The 14,971-nt window shown below is 45.6% G+C and carries 12 protein-coding genes; 10 read left to right on the top strand and 2 right to left on the bottom strand.

Features of this window, described 5'->3' with window-relative positions; all coding sequences use genetic code 11:
* Positions 1-272: 272 nt before the first annotated feature.
* The 9 genes from ACJ28U_RS11430 to carB all read left to right on the top strand — a co-directional run bounded on the left by ACJ28U_RS11430 (position 273) and on the right by carB (position 12,240).
* Positions 273-1,496 carry an argininosuccinate synthase gene (locus tag ACJ28U_RS11430; RefSeq protein WP_407619348.1) on the top strand — a complete coding sequence of 408 codons (1,224 nt, stop codon included), beginning with the start codon at positions 273-275 and terminating at the stop codon, positions 1,494-1,496.
* The gene (argH, locus tag ACJ28U_RS11425) at positions 1,489-2,868 is read left to right on the top strand and encodes an argininosuccinate lyase (RefSeq protein ID WP_407619347.1); all 1,380 of its coding nucleotides are present in this window, start codon (positions 1,489-1,491) and stop codon (positions 2,866-2,868) included. Before ACJ28U_RS11430 ends, argH begins: the two co-directional genes overlap by 8 nt.
* Positions 2,869-2,871: 3 nt before the next feature.
* Positions 2,872-3,903 carry an N-acetyl-gamma-glutamyl-phosphate reductase gene (gene argC, locus ACJ28U_RS11420; RefSeq protein WP_407619346.1) on the top strand — a complete coding sequence of 344 codons (1,032 nt, stop codon included), beginning with the start codon at positions 2,872-2,874 and terminating at the stop codon, positions 3,901-3,903.
* Between the two features lie 9 nt (positions 3,904-3,912).
* Entirely contained in the window at positions 3,913-5,079 is a 1,167-nt protein-coding gene (argJ, locus tag ACJ28U_RS11415; RefSeq protein ID WP_407619345.1) for a bifunctional glutamate N-acetyltransferase/amino-acid acetyltransferase ArgJ, read from the top strand.
* A gap of 3 nt (positions 5,080-5,082) precedes the next feature.
* Complete coding sequence (gene argB / locus ACJ28U_RS11410; RefSeq protein ID WP_407619344.1) at positions 5,083-5,796, top strand: acetylglutamate kinase; 714 nt, start codon at positions 5,083-5,085, stop codon at positions 5,794-5,796.
* Positions 5,793-6,923, top strand: coding sequence for an aminotransferase class III-fold pyridoxal phosphate-dependent enzyme (locus tag ACJ28U_RS11405; protein ID WP_407619343.1), 1,131 nt, complete (start codon positions 5,793-5,795; stop codon positions 6,921-6,923). The genes argB and ACJ28U_RS11405 overlap by 4 nt, the downstream gene beginning before the upstream one ends.
* Complete coding sequence (argF, locus tag ACJ28U_RS11400; RefSeq protein ID WP_407619342.1) at positions 6,924-7,949, top strand: ornithine carbamoyltransferase; 1,026 nt, start codon at positions 6,924-6,926, stop codon at positions 7,947-7,949.
* A 146-nt stretch (positions 7,950-8,095) separates the two neighbouring features.
* A complete protein-coding gene (locus tag ACJ28U_RS11395; RefSeq protein ID WP_407619341.1) occupies positions 8,096-9,166 on the top strand; it encodes a carbamoyl phosphate synthase small subunit in 1,071 nt (356 codons plus the stop codon).
* Positions 9,163-12,240 carry a carbamoyl-phosphate synthase large subunit gene (carB, locus tag ACJ28U_RS11390; RefSeq protein WP_407619340.1) on the top strand — a complete coding sequence of 1,026 codons (3,078 nt, stop codon included), beginning with the start codon at positions 9,163-9,165 and terminating at the stop codon, positions 12,238-12,240. Before ACJ28U_RS11395 ends, carB begins: the two co-directional genes overlap by 4 nt.
* A gap of 45 nt (positions 12,241-12,285) precedes the next feature.
* Here carB and ACJ28U_RS11385 read toward each other — a convergent pair whose 3' ends face one another.
* Both ACJ28U_RS11385 and ACJ28U_RS11380 read right to left on the bottom strand, forming a co-directional pair.
* The gene (locus ACJ28U_RS11385) at positions 12,286-13,056 is read right to left on the bottom strand and encodes a transglycosylase domain-containing protein (protein ID WP_407619339.1); all 771 of its coding nucleotides are present in this window, start codon (positions 13,054-13,056) and stop codon (positions 12,286-12,288) included.
* 65 nt (positions 13,057-13,121) lie between these two features.
* Positions 13,122-13,505, bottom strand: coding sequence for a hypothetical protein (locus ACJ28U_RS11380; RefSeq protein ID WP_099088828.1), 384 nt, complete (start codon positions 13,503-13,505; stop codon positions 13,122-13,124).
* Between the two features lie 112 nt (positions 13,506-13,617).
* Here ACJ28U_RS11380 and ACJ28U_RS11375 point away from each other — a divergent pair, with 112 nt between their 5' ends.
* Positions 13,618-14,895 (top strand): APC family permease, encoded by a 1,278-nt coding sequence (locus ACJ28U_RS11375; RefSeq protein ID WP_407619338.1) that lies wholly within the window; start codon positions 13,618-13,620, stop codon positions 14,893-14,895.
* Positions 14,896-14,971 lie beyond the last annotated feature (76 nt).

Genomic DNA, 14,971 nt, shown 5'->3' with positions numbered 1-14,971 from the left:
CAGGACTGGTTTTCTGGAATATACAAAAATGAATGGTGAGTTTGAAAAATATGTAAAAAATTGAATAAAAGCATAAAAATGACCAATCTGAATGTTTTTAAATCTGATTAATATTGATTTTGTATTTATTAAAGCAATAAAACGACCGATTAAATGTGACTTTTATCATGATTTATTGAATTTATTTAGAATAAAAATACAATTAATCTTGCTATTTTTGAATAAATAGTTACAATTGACGAATAGTCAAATATTCAAAAAGGGGAATAAATATGCAAGAAAAGTTGGTTTTAGCTTATTCAGGCGGGTTAGATACTTCGGTGGCCATTCCATGGCTTAAGGAAAAAGGATATGCCGTAACGGCAGTTGTGTTGGATGTTGGTCAACATGGTAAAGACTTGGATTTCATCAAAGCTAAGGCATTACAAGTGGGTGCCGAAGCGTCGATCTTGTTGGATGCTAAAGAAGAATTTGCGACAGATTATGTGGCGCCAGTTATTCAAGGGAATTTGTTATATGAGGGTGAGTATCCATTAGTTTCGGCATTGTCGCGGCCGTTGATTATTAAGAAGTTAGTCGAAATTGCACATAAGATTGGTGCGACAACAATTGCGCATGGTTCGACGGGTCACGGTAATGATCAAGTTCGTTTTGAGGCTGCAATTCATGCCTTTGACCCTGATTTGAAAATTGAAGCACCAATTCGAGACTTTCAATGGTCACGTGAAGAAGAGATTGCCTATGCGGATGCGCATCATGTACCAATCCCAGTAGGTGAGGAGTCACCATACTCAATTGATGAAAATATTTGGGGGCGCGCAATTGAAGCAGGGATTCTAGAAAATCCGTGGCATGAGGCGCCTGAAGAGGCGTATGAGTTGACCACCGCAATTGCAGATACACCGGACGTTGCTGATTTTGTCACGATTAGTTTCGAAGCCGGTTTGCCGGTTGCCTTGGATGGTGAATCAATGTCATTAACAACCATCATTGAAAAGTTAAACGTGTTGGCTGGCGCGCACGGGATTGGCCGTGTTGATCATATTGAAAATCGATTAGTCGGTATTAAGTCACGTGAAATTTATGAGGTGCCAGCCGCCACTGTTTTGATGACGGCCCACAAGGATTTGGAAGACTTGACGTTGGAGCGAGATGTTGCACATTTTAAGCCAATTGTGGCCGAACACTTAGCGAACTTAGTCTACGATGCCAAGTGGGTGTCGCCTTTGTTTGATGCGCTGCAAGCGTTTATCAAGGTGACGCAGCAAGTTGTAAACGGTGACGTGAAGATGAAGTTATTCAAGGGTGCTGCAATTGCTGTGGCGCGTCAGTCAGCTAAAAATTCACTCTATGATGAAAATTTGGCGACGTATACGGCAAGTTCATCATTCGATCAAGCTGCCGCAGTTGGATTTATCAAATTGTGGACCCTTGGTAACACCGTGTTTGAACAGGTTAATCATGTTCATTCTGAACAGGGTGAGCAACATGACTGATAAATTATGGGGCGGTCGATTTACGGAAACTGGATCCGACCGGGTACAAGCGTATGGTGCTTCAATTGCGGCAGATCAATACATGATTGCTGAGGATATTCAAGCATCGATTGCGCACGCACAAATGCTGGGACAGCAGGCAATTATTACACCGGAGGAATCCGCCGAAATCGTGGCCGGGTTGCAAGCGGTGCGTGCCGACTTTGAGTCAGGTGCGGCAACACTGCAGGTTGCGCAGGAAGACGTACATATGAATGTTGAGGTGTTGTTAACTGAAAAAATTGGGCCCGTTGCGGGGAAACTGCATACGGCGAGATCACGAAATGATCAGGTAGCGACTGATTTTCATCTCTGGGTTGCCAATCGACTACCTAATATCATCGAAGCGATTAAGCAGTTTCAAAAAACATTATTGCAAGTGGCCACGGATAACCAAGCAACGCTCATGCCGGGTTACACGCACTTGCAACATGCGCAACCGGTGACGTTTGGCTTCCACTTATTAGCTTATGTTGGGATGCTAACACGAGATGTTGAGCGGTTTGAGTTTAATATGAAGCACACTAAAGTATCGCCATTAGGTGCTGCTGCTTTAGCAGGTACAACGTTTGCAATCGATCGAACGATGACGGCTGACCTACTGGGGTTTGATGATGTCTACCACAATGCGATGGATGCGGTCAGTGATCGTGATTTTGCAATTGAATTTTTGCAGTCAGCCGCCATTTTGATGATGCACCTATCCCGATTAAGCGAAGAATTGATTTTATGGTCGAGCTACGAATTTGGATTTGTCACGTTAAGTGATGCCTATGCGACTGGTTCATCAATTATGCCGCAGAAGAAAAATGCTGACTTTGCAGAATTAACACGTGGAAAGACAGGTCGTGTTTACGGCGATTTAATGGGGTTGATGACAGTCATGAAGGGCTTGCCGTTAGCCTATAACAAAGATATGCAAGAAGATAAGCAGGGCGTATTTGAGACCTATACCACGATTATGGATGCGTTATTTGTATTTGACGGTATGTTTGCAACCCTTCAGGTTAATCGTGATGTGATGTCAGAGAGCACGCATAATGATTTTTCGAATGCAACTGAATTAGCCGACTATCTGGCTAATAAAGGATTAGCGTTTCGTGAAGCACACGCTATCGTTGGCCAGTTGGTACTCCAAGGCATTAAAACACAGGTTAATTTGCAGGATATGCCGTTGACGGAGTTGCAAAAAGCGAGTGAGTTGATTACAGATGATGTGTACCAAATCTTGCAACCGATGACGGCTGTTGAACGCCGGACATCGGTTGGTGGGACAGCCGTTACGGAGGTTAGTAACCAAATTAAATTTTATCAAGAGCAATTAGGGGAATGAGTAATGAAGGTAGCAATTGTTGGTGTGACAGGATACAGCGGGACTGTTTTGTGGCAGTTGCTTAGTCAGCATCCGAATGTCACGGAAATTAATATTTATACAACACAGGCGGATTTAGAAGCCGTGGCGCAACAATTTGATTGGCAGACTAAACAGCCAGTGCGGGTGATGTCTTTTGATGTAGAGCAAATTATGGCAGATAACGACGCTGCGTTTTTTGCGACACCCGCAGGCGTTACGGGTGAACTGGCAGAAACGTTTATAGCAAATCATTTCCCGATTATTGATCTGTCCGGGGATTTGCGACTGCAGGATCCAAAGACGTATCAAAAATGGTATCACCGAGATGCTGAAGTTTCACGTGAAACATTATCTCATGCAACGTATGGATTATCTGAATTTACGGCAACGACAACAGATTATATTGCCAACCCTGGTTGCTATGCCACGGCTACTTTAATGGGATTAGCGCCACTGGTGCAAGAACGCCTGATTGATTTAGATTCGGTTATTGTCGATGCCAAGTCTGGTGTGACCGGAGCGGGTAAAAAATTGAGTCAAGCCACCCACTATGTTGATGTGGATGAGAATTTTTCGCTATACAAGCTTAATCAACATCAGCATATTCCGGAAATTATGCAACAACTTAAGCAATGGGCACCGGATATGGGCCCTATCCAATTTTCAACGGGGCTTTTGCCAGTTAAGCGAGGATTGATGGCAACCATATATGCGAAGGTTACAGCTGACAGTGCGGATGTAGATGCAATTATCGCTTCCGCATTTCAAGCGACTTATATGGACAAACCGTTTGTAAAAATCTTGGCGAATAATATGCCGGATTTACGGCTAGTTGTGGGTAGCAATATGACCGCCATCGGTTGGTCGTACAATCCGGTGACACATATCGTGACAATTGTGAGCGTGATTGACAATTTGATGAAAGGGGCCGCTGGGCAAGCGGTTCAAAATTTCAATCAATACTTTGGCTTTGCTGAAACGGCGGGGTTGGTCCAATTACCGCTCATGATTTAGGAGGTAGTTATGGTATTTAGTTGGCCTAAAAATTTTTATAGTGATGGGATTCATGGTCAGTTACGTCGTAATCCCACCAAACCAGATCTTGGCTGGCTAGTTTCGACGAAGCCGGCTCAGGTAGCAGGGGTATTTACGCGAAATACATTCCCAGCAGCCCCGGTTCAAATCGATCAACAAGTCCTTCGGCGTAATCAACCGGTCCATGCAATTTTTGTTAATTCTGCGAACGCGAATGCCTTTACGGGAGCGACCGGTTTGGCAAATGCGTATGAAACGCAAAAGCTAGTGGCGAATAAATTACACACAACACCGGCAGAGGTACTAGTTGTATCAACGGGGATTATCGGTGAGCAGTTGCCGATGGAGAAAATCCGTCGTGGTGTTGAACAGCTCCAAGCAAGTGACCCTTTGAATCTCGCGAAGGCGATGTTAACGACCGATACCACAACAAAAACGGCGCAAGTTACGCAAGCAGACTATCAAATTAGTGGTGTGGCGAAAGGCTCGGGTATGATTCATCCGAATATGGGGACGATGCTTGGGTTTATCGCAACCGATGTCACGATTAAGCAAGGTTTGCTACAGCAATTGTTACGTGAATTAGTGGATGTCACTTTTAATCAAATTACCATTGATGGCGATACGTCAACGAATGACACAGTACTAGTGTTGGCCAACGGCGATGATTGGCAGGCCGAAATTAAAGCTGGCACGGCCAAATATGAGGCATTTAAAGCAGACTTGCATCAAGTGCTCAAGACATTAGCCATCGCAATTGCCAGCGATGGTGAAGGTGCGACACGGTTAATTGATGTCCGCGTCATTGGTGCACGTCATTCAGCAAGTGCCCAACGAGTTGCTAAAAGTATTGTGGGTTCTAACTTGGTGAAAACGGCCGTATTTGGCGCGGATCCAAATTGGGGGCGCATTATTGATGCCATTGGTAATGTTGGTGAAGTGTTCGAGGCTGATCAACTGTCGATTGCGATTAATCAGGTGCCGATTATCGCTGGGGGTAATGTAGTTGCTGATGAAGGCGCAGCAACGCAAGCGATGCAACGGGATACCATTGTGATTACAGTAGATTTAGGTCTTGGAACAGAACAAGGTCAGGCGTGGGGAAGTGATTTGACCTATGAGTATGTGCATATCAATGCAGCTTATCACACATAAAATATGAAGGTAGTTAAAATTGGCGGAAATGCCTTAAAAAATATAGATATTAACGTTTTAAAGCAGTTGCAAACGTGGCTGGCTGAGAATGAAACGGTTGTGTTGGTACACGGTGCCGGTCCGATGGTTGATGAAGCATTGGCGGTCGCAAAATTACCAGTTAAAAAAGTAGCCGGCTTACGCTACACCGATGAGGCGACGTTAAAAGTCATGGTGAATGTTGTGCAAACACAGGTTTGGCCAATGCTACACCATGTCTTGGGACAAGCGCATTTAAGTCCAACTCTGTTAACCGATGGTGTTGTTGCAAGGATAAAGGACGCCGGAAAATTTGGGGCAGTTGGTGAAATCGACAGCATTACGACGACGCTAATGGCGGGGCAGTTATATGTGATTGGACCACTGGTATCATCGGATCAAGGTGAGTTACTGAATGTGAATGCCGACGAAATTGCATTGGCGGTCGCACGCCATTTCAAGGCGGACACATTGTATTTTCTGACGGATGTGGCCGGTGTACTTGATCAAAATCAGCAAGTTATGACCGAACTTTCACCTACAGTGGCGGCATCATTAATGTCACAAGAAGTTGTGACTGGGGGAATGTTTATTAAATTACAGGCCGCATTTATGGCGATGCAGGTAGGGGTGCAAAAGATTCAAATGGGCCGTGATTTTCAAGTTGGTACAAAATTAGTATTGGGGGACCTAGAATGAGTCATTTATTTGAAACCTATGCCCGTTCAGATATAGAACTGGTTGATGGGCATGATGCCTATGTCGTTGATGCGCTAGGAAATGAATATTTAGATTTTGGAGCGGGCATCGGTGTAATGAATCTTGGTTATCATCCACGGGCGGTGCAATCAGCGGTTGAAAAGCAAATTAAAGCCATCTGGCATACGTCAAATTTGTACAAAAGTACCCTGCAAGAACGAGTCGCGGGGGTGTTAACACAAGGAACGGATCGGTTAGTGTTTTTTGCTAATTCAGGGGCCGAGGCAAACGAAGCCGCTTTAAAATTGGCACGCCGTTACACAGGCAAACATAAAATTATGAATTTCGCGCAAGCGTTCCACGGCCGGACGTATGGTGCCTTGTCATTGACACCGGTCACGGCCTATCAAGCTGGCTACGGGGTTGATCAGGACGTGGTCACGGTGCCGTTTAATCAACAAGCGGCGATTGACCAACTGGATGATACCTTTGCAGCTGTTATTTTGGAAGTTGTGCAAGGCGAAGGCGGCATTCACGTGGCTGACCGTTCGTGGGTACAGCGCTTGGTTAATAAGGCGCAGCGCTTAGGCGTACTGGTTATTGTGGATGAAGTGCAGTCGGGGATGGGGCGTACGGGGTCACTATATGCCTACGAACAGTTTGATATTGTGCCTGATATTGTCACGGTGGCCAAAGCTTTGGCCAATGGATTACCTGTAGGGGCAATGATTGGTCAAGCAAAATTAGGCACAGTCTTTCAACCAGGGTCACACGGGACAACCTTTGGCGGTAATCCAGTTGTTATGGCGAGTGCGTATGCGGTTCTTCAGTCATTAACGCCTGAATTTTTGGCAGACGTGCAACAAAAGGGAATCGCTATCATGCAAGATTTGGTACAAGGTAGCCAGGCTTTGCAACAAGTGAAAGCAGTACGCGGGTTAGGTTTGATGATCGGCATTGAGTTAACAACAGATGTGCAACCGGTGCTGACTAAATTACGTGAACGAGGCATCTTAGCTTTATCTGCGCAAGGTAATACATTGCGATTACTGCCGGTGCTGACGATGAATGAACAAGAGATGCATGCGGGTGTCATGACAATTCTGACAACGATTGGAGAGGCTTAAATGCAAAATATATTTTATGGGCGGTCATATTTAGCCGAAAAGAATTTTTCAGGAGAAGAACTCTATACGTTAATTAAATTGGCAGAACATTTAAAGTTTTTAAAGCAACAGCGTGTGCCGCATGAATACCTCAAAGGCCGGAATATTGCACTATTATTTGAGAAAACATCCACACGGACACGTTCATCATTTACGGTTGCGGCAACTGACTTAGGGGCTCATGCAGAATTTCTAGGCGCAAAAGATATTCAATTTGGTAAGAAAGAATCCCTGTCAGATACAGCACGTGTATTGGGGTCGATGTATGACGCGATTGAATATCGGGGGTATTCACAACAAGTAGTTGAAACGTTGGCCGATGAAAGTCACGTGCCGGTTTGGAACGGGTTGACTGATGACTGGCATCCGACACAGATGTTAGCTGATTTTATGACCGTAGATGAAGTGTTTGGGCATTTGAAAGGATTGAAATTAGCGTATTTGGGGGACGCTCGTAATAATGTGGCCAATTCATTACTTGTCACCGGGGCACTACTGGGGGTTGATATAACATTGGTTGCACCGGAGTCATTACAACCAACAACAGAGGTGCAACAGATTGCTCACAAATTTGCCGAGAAGAGTGGGGCCAAAATCATGCTGACTGAAGATGTTTCCCTTGGTGTACAGGGGGCGCATGTTTTGTATACCGATGTGTGGGCTTCGATGGGAGAGGAAGATTCTTGGGCAGAACGTATTCAACTATTGCAGCGATATCAAATTAATGCTGAGGTGGTTGCCCAAACAGGACGTGCCGATACGATTGTGTTGCATGATCTACCAGCGTTTCATGATTTAGAAACGACAATGGCCCAAGACATTTACAAGCGATTTGGTCTGACTGAGATGGAAATCACGAATGAAGTATTTCATGCGGACAATGCTAAGCAATTTCAACAGGCCGAAAATCGGTTGCATACAATCAAGGCGGTAATGGCTGCGACGTTAGGTGAATTATTTTTGCCACAGCCGTTGGCGATTGACTAGATGATTAGAAACAATTGAATGATTTAACTAAGTTCAGCGAGGCTTGCATGGTTCAATTGCGGATATCGTCATTAAGTAAACGAATAGCGACAAATCCCCCGTGATGCTTGGCACATTACGGGGGATTTTTACAATGAGGAATAAGAATGAATAAACGATATTTAGTATTGGAGAATGGCTCAATTTATGAGGGCGAAGGCTTTGGCGCCACGCAAAGTGTTGCGGGCGAATTGGTATTCACAACCGGCATGACGGGTTACCAAGAGGCGATTACCGATAAGTCCTATTTGGGTCAAATGATTGTGTTTACGTATCCGTTAATCGGTAATTATGGGATTAATGATGTTGATTATGAATCGGATAAACCTGCGGCAAGCGCCATTATCACGGCGGATATTGCGGAGCATCCAAGTAATTGGCGGGCTAAAATGTCATTACGTGAATGGGCTGAATTAATGGCGTTGCCCGGGATTACAGGAGTGGATACACGCGCTTTAACTAAAGAGCTACGTGAATTTGGGACGATGACCGGCATCTTGGTAGATGATCCGAATGCCGTGGTAGCGAACTCACCGGCAAGTTTGCCAGTTGCTGACGCATATCAGCCAACAACGGTTTATAAATCAGACGCGAGTGATGTGCAGGTCGCATTGATTGATTTTGGTTTGAAAAATTCAATTATACGGGCATTGAACGATCGCGGTGTGACCGTGACTGTGTTATCGCCTGATACAGCGGTGACAGATATTTTGGCTGGTAATCCGGATGGCATTCTACTATCAAATGGTCCAGGGGATCCGAGTGCATTTGTGGATATTATTCCGAAAATTCAACAATTACAAGAAGTTAAACCATTATTTGGTATTTGCTTAGGGCACCAATTATTTGCAATGGCGAACGGGGCTAACACGTATAAGATGAAATTTGGTCATCGCGGCTTCAATCACGCTGTACGTGACCTGACGAGTCAACGGACTGATTTTACATCGCAAAATCACGGCTATGCAGTTTCAAAGGACAGTTTGCAAGACACTAACCTTATTGTGACCCATGAGGACATCAATGATGGGACCATAGAAGGCGTGCGGTTACGTGATCATGCAGCATTTTCAGTGCAATTTCATCCAGATGCGGCACCAGGACCACATGATGCCACTTATCTATTCGATGAGTTTGTGACGTTAATGCGGCAAGAAAAAGCGGGGGTTATGCAATGACAAAGCGGTGTGATATTCACAAAATATTGGTGATTGGGTCGGGACCGATTGTGGTTGGACAGGCGGCGGAATTTGATTATTCCGGTTCGCAGGCAGCGATTGCTTTGAAAGAGGAAGGTTATGAAGTTGTCTTGGTAAATTCGAATCCAGCAACGATTATGACCGATAAAGAAACGGCAGATAAGGTTTATATTGAGCCACTGACACTATCATCATTACAGACAATTATCCAGCAGGAAAAACCAGATGCCCTATTACCCACGCTAGGTGGCCAAACTGGATTGAACATGGCGAAGGAATTGTCAGAGAGCGGTGTATTGGATGAATACAATGTGGAATTGATTGGTACAAAGTTATCAGCAATTGAAGCGGCTGAAGATCGCGAACAGTTTCGTGATTTAATGACTGAATTGGGCGAACCGGTTCCTGCATCGGCCATCGCCGTTACGGTAGCGGAGGCCGTTCAGTTTGCTGATGCGCAAGGGTATCCGGTTATTGTACGTCCTGCCTACACGTTGGGGGGGTCCGGTGGGGGAATCGCCCAGAACGAAGCGGAATTGGTTCAAATTACCCAACATGGGTTGGATCTTTCACCGGTTACACAGGTGCTGATTGAGGAATCCATTGCGGGCTATAAAGAAATCGAGTTTGAGGTCATGCGTGACACTAAGGATAATGCCTTGATTGTGGCGTCGATGGAAAATTTTGACCCGGTTGGGATTCACACGGGCGATTCAATTGTCGTTGCGCCGGTTCAAACATTATCGGATGTGGATTATCAGATGTTGCGTGATGCGGCATTAAAAATTATTCGTGCATTGGATATCGCCGGTGGGGTAAATATTCAAATGGCGTTGGCCCCTGATAGTGACAAATACGCCATCATTGAAGTGAATCCACGGGTTAGTCGCTCGTCTGCACTGGCGTCGAAAGCGACGGGGTACCCGATTGCGAAGATGGCAGCCAAAATTGCCGTTGGATTATCCTTGGACGAAATCAAAAATCCGGTGACAAAGACGACTTTGGCGGATTTTGAGCCAGCCTTGGATTATGTGATTGTCAAAATTCCACGATGGCCATTTGATAAATTTAAAACAGCTAATCGACAGTTGGGCACACAGATGAAGGCGACCGGCGAAGTTATGGCAATCGGGCGGAATTTAGAAGAGGCGCTTTTGAAAGCAATCCGATCGTTGGAAATTGGGGTGACAGGATTAAACGATGTGCAGTACGAGGAGTGGGCAACCTCAGAATTGTTGGCCCATTTATGGCCGGCCCGGGATGATCGGTTGTTTATGTTGGCCGAACTATTGCGTCGTGGTGTGACAGCAACTGAATTACACGACGCTACCCAAATTGATCATTATTTTCTAGATAAGCTCGTGAATATTGTGACGCTTACGCAACAACTACAACAAACGCCAGGTGATAGCACGATGCTTGCGTTGGCAAAGCGGCGCGGTTTTGCGGATGCCACAATTGCTAAACTTTGGCAGTGGACAAGCGATGACGTTTGGCAGTTGCGAATCGACCATGACATCAAACCAGTCTATAAAATGGTTGATACGGTAGCAGGCGAATTTGACGCGGTGACGCCGTACTATTATGCAACGTATGGTAAAGAGAATGAAGCCCGGGTAACCCAACGGCCATCGGTATTAGTAATTGGTTCTGGTCCGATTCGAATTGGGCAGGGGGTTGAGTTCGATTATGCGACTGTGCATGCGGTCAAGGCGATACAATCAGCGGGGTACGAAGCGATTGTGATGAATTCAAATCCGGAAACTGTCTCAACTGATTTTTCAATTTCGGATAAGTTGTATTTTGAGCCGTTAACGTTTGAGGATGTGCGTGAAGTGGTGGCGCTAGAACAGCCGGTGGGCGTTATCGTGCAATTTGGTGGTCAAACGGCCATTAATTTAGCTGCTGATTTAGAAAAGCACGGGATTAATATACTGGGAACTTCAGTGGCAGACTTGAATCGCGCGGAAGATCGGGAATCGTTTAACCAAGTTATTGAAAAGCTACAGTTGCCACAACCAATTGGCCAAACGGCGACGACGGTCAAGGAAGCGGTGAAGATTGCTAAATCAATTGGTTATCCGGTATTAGTTCGACCAAGCTATGTATTGGGTGGTCGCGCAATGGAAATTGTCACTAACGAGGTAGCTTTGGCCGATTATATGAGTCGGGCCGTGGCGGTGTCACATGATCACCCCGTATTAATTGACCAATACGTGGTTGGTATGGAGGCAGAACTAGATGTCTTAAGTGACGGTGAAACCGTTGTGACGCCAGGGGTTATGGAGCACATTGAACCAGCTGGTATTCATTCGGGCGATTCGATGAGTGTCTACCCACCACAGGTGCTTTCAGAATCACTACAAGCAAAGATGATTGCAGCTGCGACAGCACTAGCCCGCGAATTGCAGATTGTTGGTTTGTTAAATGTGCAATTTGTGATTCAAGACGACACAGCTTATGTTATCGAAGTGAATCCACGGGCATCGCGTACAGTGCCATTTATTTCAAAAGTGACTGACGTACCATTAGCACAATTGGCGACGCAAGTGATGCTCGGGACGAAATTAGCAGACTTAGGCTATCAGGATGGTGTGCAGCAAGTGCCAACCACGGTGGCGGTTAAAGCGCCTGTTTTTTCATTCAGTAAATTACCAGGCGTTACCCAATTATTGGGTCCGGAGATGAAATCAACAGGTGAAGCGATGGGGCGTGCCGAGACGTTCGACGTGGCGCTCTACAAAGCCTTCACCAGCGCCGGTATAAAGGTGCCAGCGAAGCCAGGCGTGGCGGTCTTGTTAACAGACGATGACCAAGAAGCCGTTGCGCTTGAGTTGGCTTTTGTTAACGCCGGTTTTAAGACTCAGCGCCAGTGTGAACGGGTTGCACAAGGTGATGTGCTGATTGATACCCGCAAGACACCGGCGGCATCACTGCAAGCAGATCAACAGATGACTCTTTGGCATGACGCGATGAATAAACAACTGCCGATCTTCACGTCGGCAGCTACAGCCTACGCGTTCTTACAAGCGTATCAATCACAAAATGAATGACTGACAAATAAAAAATCCGCGAAGTGTGATTCGCGGATTTTTTCGTTAACGAGGCAAAAGTCCGTCAGTAACGCTGGTTGCTTTGGCCTCTTCGTATTCATGATGGTTAATTTTGTTATCATCGAGCATCGCAGCCAATACGATATTACGACGCCGTGCCACTAAATCTGGATTGGTATACAGATTAAAGTTGGTTGGACTTTGGCCTAAGCCGGCGATTATCGCGGTTTGAGAAAGCGTCAAACTGCTTAACGGCTCGCCAAAGTAATAATATGCAATGGTTTGCGCGCCATATAATTCATGACCTTCATAGATCTTATTGGCGTAATACTCAAAAATCTGTGGCTTGCTGAAGTTTTTCGTCAACTGTAAGGCCAGATAGATTTCTTGAATTTTACGACGGGGTGTTTGATCCGCTTTTGAAGTTGAAAAAGCGGTTAATTTGACCAACTGTTGCGTAATAGATGAGCCACCGCGAGCAGTCCCATCACCAAACTGCGCTAGCACATTTGATGTAATGAGGTTAAATAGCCCCCCCATATTGACGCCGTTATTTGATTCAAACGAGCGATCCTCGGTCGCGATGACGGCATTGCGATAGTTTTCCGGAATACTGTCATAGCGCACATAGATTTGATTGTTTTCATCGCCAGGGTTGGCTTGCAATTTGGCCTGCGTAATAGTTGGTGCTTGGTGGATAACATAAGTTGCATAACCTGCACCCGCCAATAGCAAAATCAATAGCCCGCCTAATAGTAGTTGCCCCAGTTTACGTAGTGGGTGTCGTTTTTGTCGACGTTGTGTCCGGCTTGCCATAACGTCCCTCCGATAAGTGTTGTTTCAGTTAGCATACGGGGACTGGGCGAAAATTGCAATGTACTTTAGTTAGCAGATGGGGTCAAGATTACCGTCAAATGGTTATTTTCATCGACGATGGCATCGTACGCAGCTGTGCCATTATCACCAAGGAAGTGCTGGCCGGGGGTGCGCTTTGCCTTCAAAAAGGCCCCAATAAATGATGGGTGTGTCCAGTTCATTCCAAATTCAAATCCTTGGAAGGTGCCAGGGTAACGGCGGTCATCCGCATCGGCATCAAAGCGGATTTCAGTCACACCATCAATCGCATTCGTAATGTGCATTTGAAGGCCGTCTTGATCGATAACCTTATAAGTGCCCACTGAGAGCGTTTCTTCGATTGGGTAAGTAATCGTGCTTGTGTTGTTGTAGGCGTGTGCCAACGTCTCGTATGTTCCTAATGTGGTCATGTTCGTGGCCTCCTTTGCTTTGTTGCGATTATTATCGTCCTGTCTTACCAGGTTGTAAATGAAAAAGGCATGAAATAAAGGTAAAATGGCGACATAAGGGGGATGCAGACATATGAAAAAGATGAAAGCGGGCATCGGGTTCCCCAGCGTGGTGCTCTTAGGCGTAAATGGGGTCATTGGTGGTGGCTTGTTTTTGTTGCCAAGTACGATGTATAAGCAAGGTGGGCAACTCGTTTTGCTGGCGATTGCATTAGCAGGTATTGCGGCGACATTAATCGCCATGCATTATGCGGTGATGTCATCGAGAATTGATGAAGATGGTGGCGCATGGGTGTATACCCTAAAAGCGTTTGGCCATTATCCAGGTTTCTTAGTCGGCTGGTTTGGTTGGTTATTTGGGGTAATTACCATCAGTGCCGAATCGGCAGCGTTTTTAAAAACATTGACCGGGTTGGTGCCGGCCGTTGGCACACCAGTGGTGTATAACGGCTTGGCCTTAGCGATTATGACGTTGCTGATTATTATGAACCTGTTTGGAACGGGAATTTCGAGTCGCATTGATGATATGTCGAGTTTAATTAAAATTGGGGTGATTGTGGCGGTCTTTATCGCGACGGGAGTCTGGTTTGTTCTCGGACATGTTGATCATTTTGCGGTAGCACAAGCCAAGCCAGTGGCGGATTTTTCAGGAGCCTTTGGGAACGCCTTTTACATGTTTACCGGTTTTTCTTTAATCCCAATTGCAGCGAAAGAGATGAAGAACCCTGGCAAAATGTTGCCACGCGCCATCTTAACGGTCATGCTTGCCACAACAGCTATTTTCGTATTGATGCAGTTGGTGGCGATGTCAGTTTTGGGTCCCGGATTGGCTGGCTCGTCACTACCTGTTGCTGATATTTTCAATACCATTTTGGGTCGCATTGGCCGGACGGTTATCATTACTGGTATGATGCTTTCAATTATTGGGGTAGCGATTGCAACCTCGTTCAACTCACCAATTGAACTGGCCTCGATGGCGCGTGAACGTGGCTTCTTACCGCGTGAGTTATCACGGACGAATCGTTATGGGGCTCCCGTCGGCGCGGTGTTATTAACGATGTTGATTGCGGGTGGTTTGATCTTAAGCGGCAGTTATCTGTTTTTGATTAAGCTCATTGTGTTGAGTGATTTTGTCCAGTACCTCGGCACAATTTTTGCTTCACTGAAGTTGCGCAACGACAAAACATTGCCGACTGGCTTTGAACTACCAGGTGGTAGGTGGTTAACCTACTTAACATGCTTGGTTGTTGCGTATTTATTTACAACTTTTGCCTTTACGACCGTTTTGGTCGGGATTGGCTTTGCGATCTTGGGCACCGCAATTTACAGTTTTGAACAACGACGACATTAAATGATAGGCGAGATTCATGCGAATCTCGCTTTTTGATTGCGGTTCGACAATATTTTTTCGATACAGTAGGTATATT

Source organism: Weissella sp. MSCH1 (assembly GCF_045799135.1).
In the GTDB taxonomy this organism is placed as follows: Bacteria; Bacillota; Bacilli; order Lactobacillales; family Lactobacillaceae; genus Weissella.
The sequence above is the reverse complement of the archived record's forward strand: the minus strand, read 5'-3'. Positions and strand labels throughout refer to the sequence as shown.

Bases quoted from the DNA above. Each gene is read 5' to 3' on its own strand.
- ACJ28U_RS11430 (WP_407619348.1), top strand. From the start codon at position 273: ATGCAAGAAAAGTTGGTTTTAGCTTATTCAGGCGGGTTAGATACTTCG.
- argH (WP_407619347.1), top strand. From the start codon at position 1,489: ATGACTGATAAATTATGGGGCGGTCGATTTACGGAAACTGGATCCGAC.
- argC (WP_407619346.1), top strand. From the start codon at position 2,872: ATGAAGGTAGCAATTGTTGGTGTGACAGGATACAGCGGGACTGTTTTG.
- argJ (WP_407619345.1), top strand. From the start codon at position 3,913: ATGGTATTTAGTTGGCCTAAAAATTTTTATAGTGATGGGATTCATGGT.
- argB (WP_407619344.1), top strand. From the start codon at position 5,083: ATGAAGGTAGTTAAAATTGGCGGAAATGCCTTAAAAAATATAGATATT.
- ACJ28U_RS11405 (WP_407619343.1), top strand. From the start codon at position 5,793: ATGAGTCATTTATTTGAAACCTATGCCCGTTCAGATATAGAACTGGTT.
- argF (WP_407619342.1), top strand. From the start codon at position 6,924: ATGCAAAATATATTTTATGGGCGGTCATATTTAGCCGAAAAGAATTTT.
- ACJ28U_RS11395 (WP_407619341.1), top strand. From the start codon at position 8,096: ATGAATAAACGATATTTAGTATTGGAGAATGGCTCAATTTATGAGGGC.
- carB (WP_407619340.1), top strand. From the start codon at position 9,163: ATGACAAAGCGGTGTGATATTCACAAAATATTGGTGATTGGGTCGGGA.
- ACJ28U_RS11385 (WP_407619339.1), bottom strand. From the start codon at position 13,056: ATGGCAAGCCGGACACAACGTCGACAAAAACGACACCCACTACGTAAA.
- ACJ28U_RS11380 (WP_099088828.1), bottom strand. From the start codon at position 13,505: ATGACCACATTAGGAACATACGAGACGTTGGCACACGCCTACAACAAC.
- ACJ28U_RS11375 (WP_407619338.1), top strand. From the start codon at position 13,618: ATGAAAAAGATGAAAGCGGGCATCGGGTTCCCCAGCGTGGTGCTCTTA.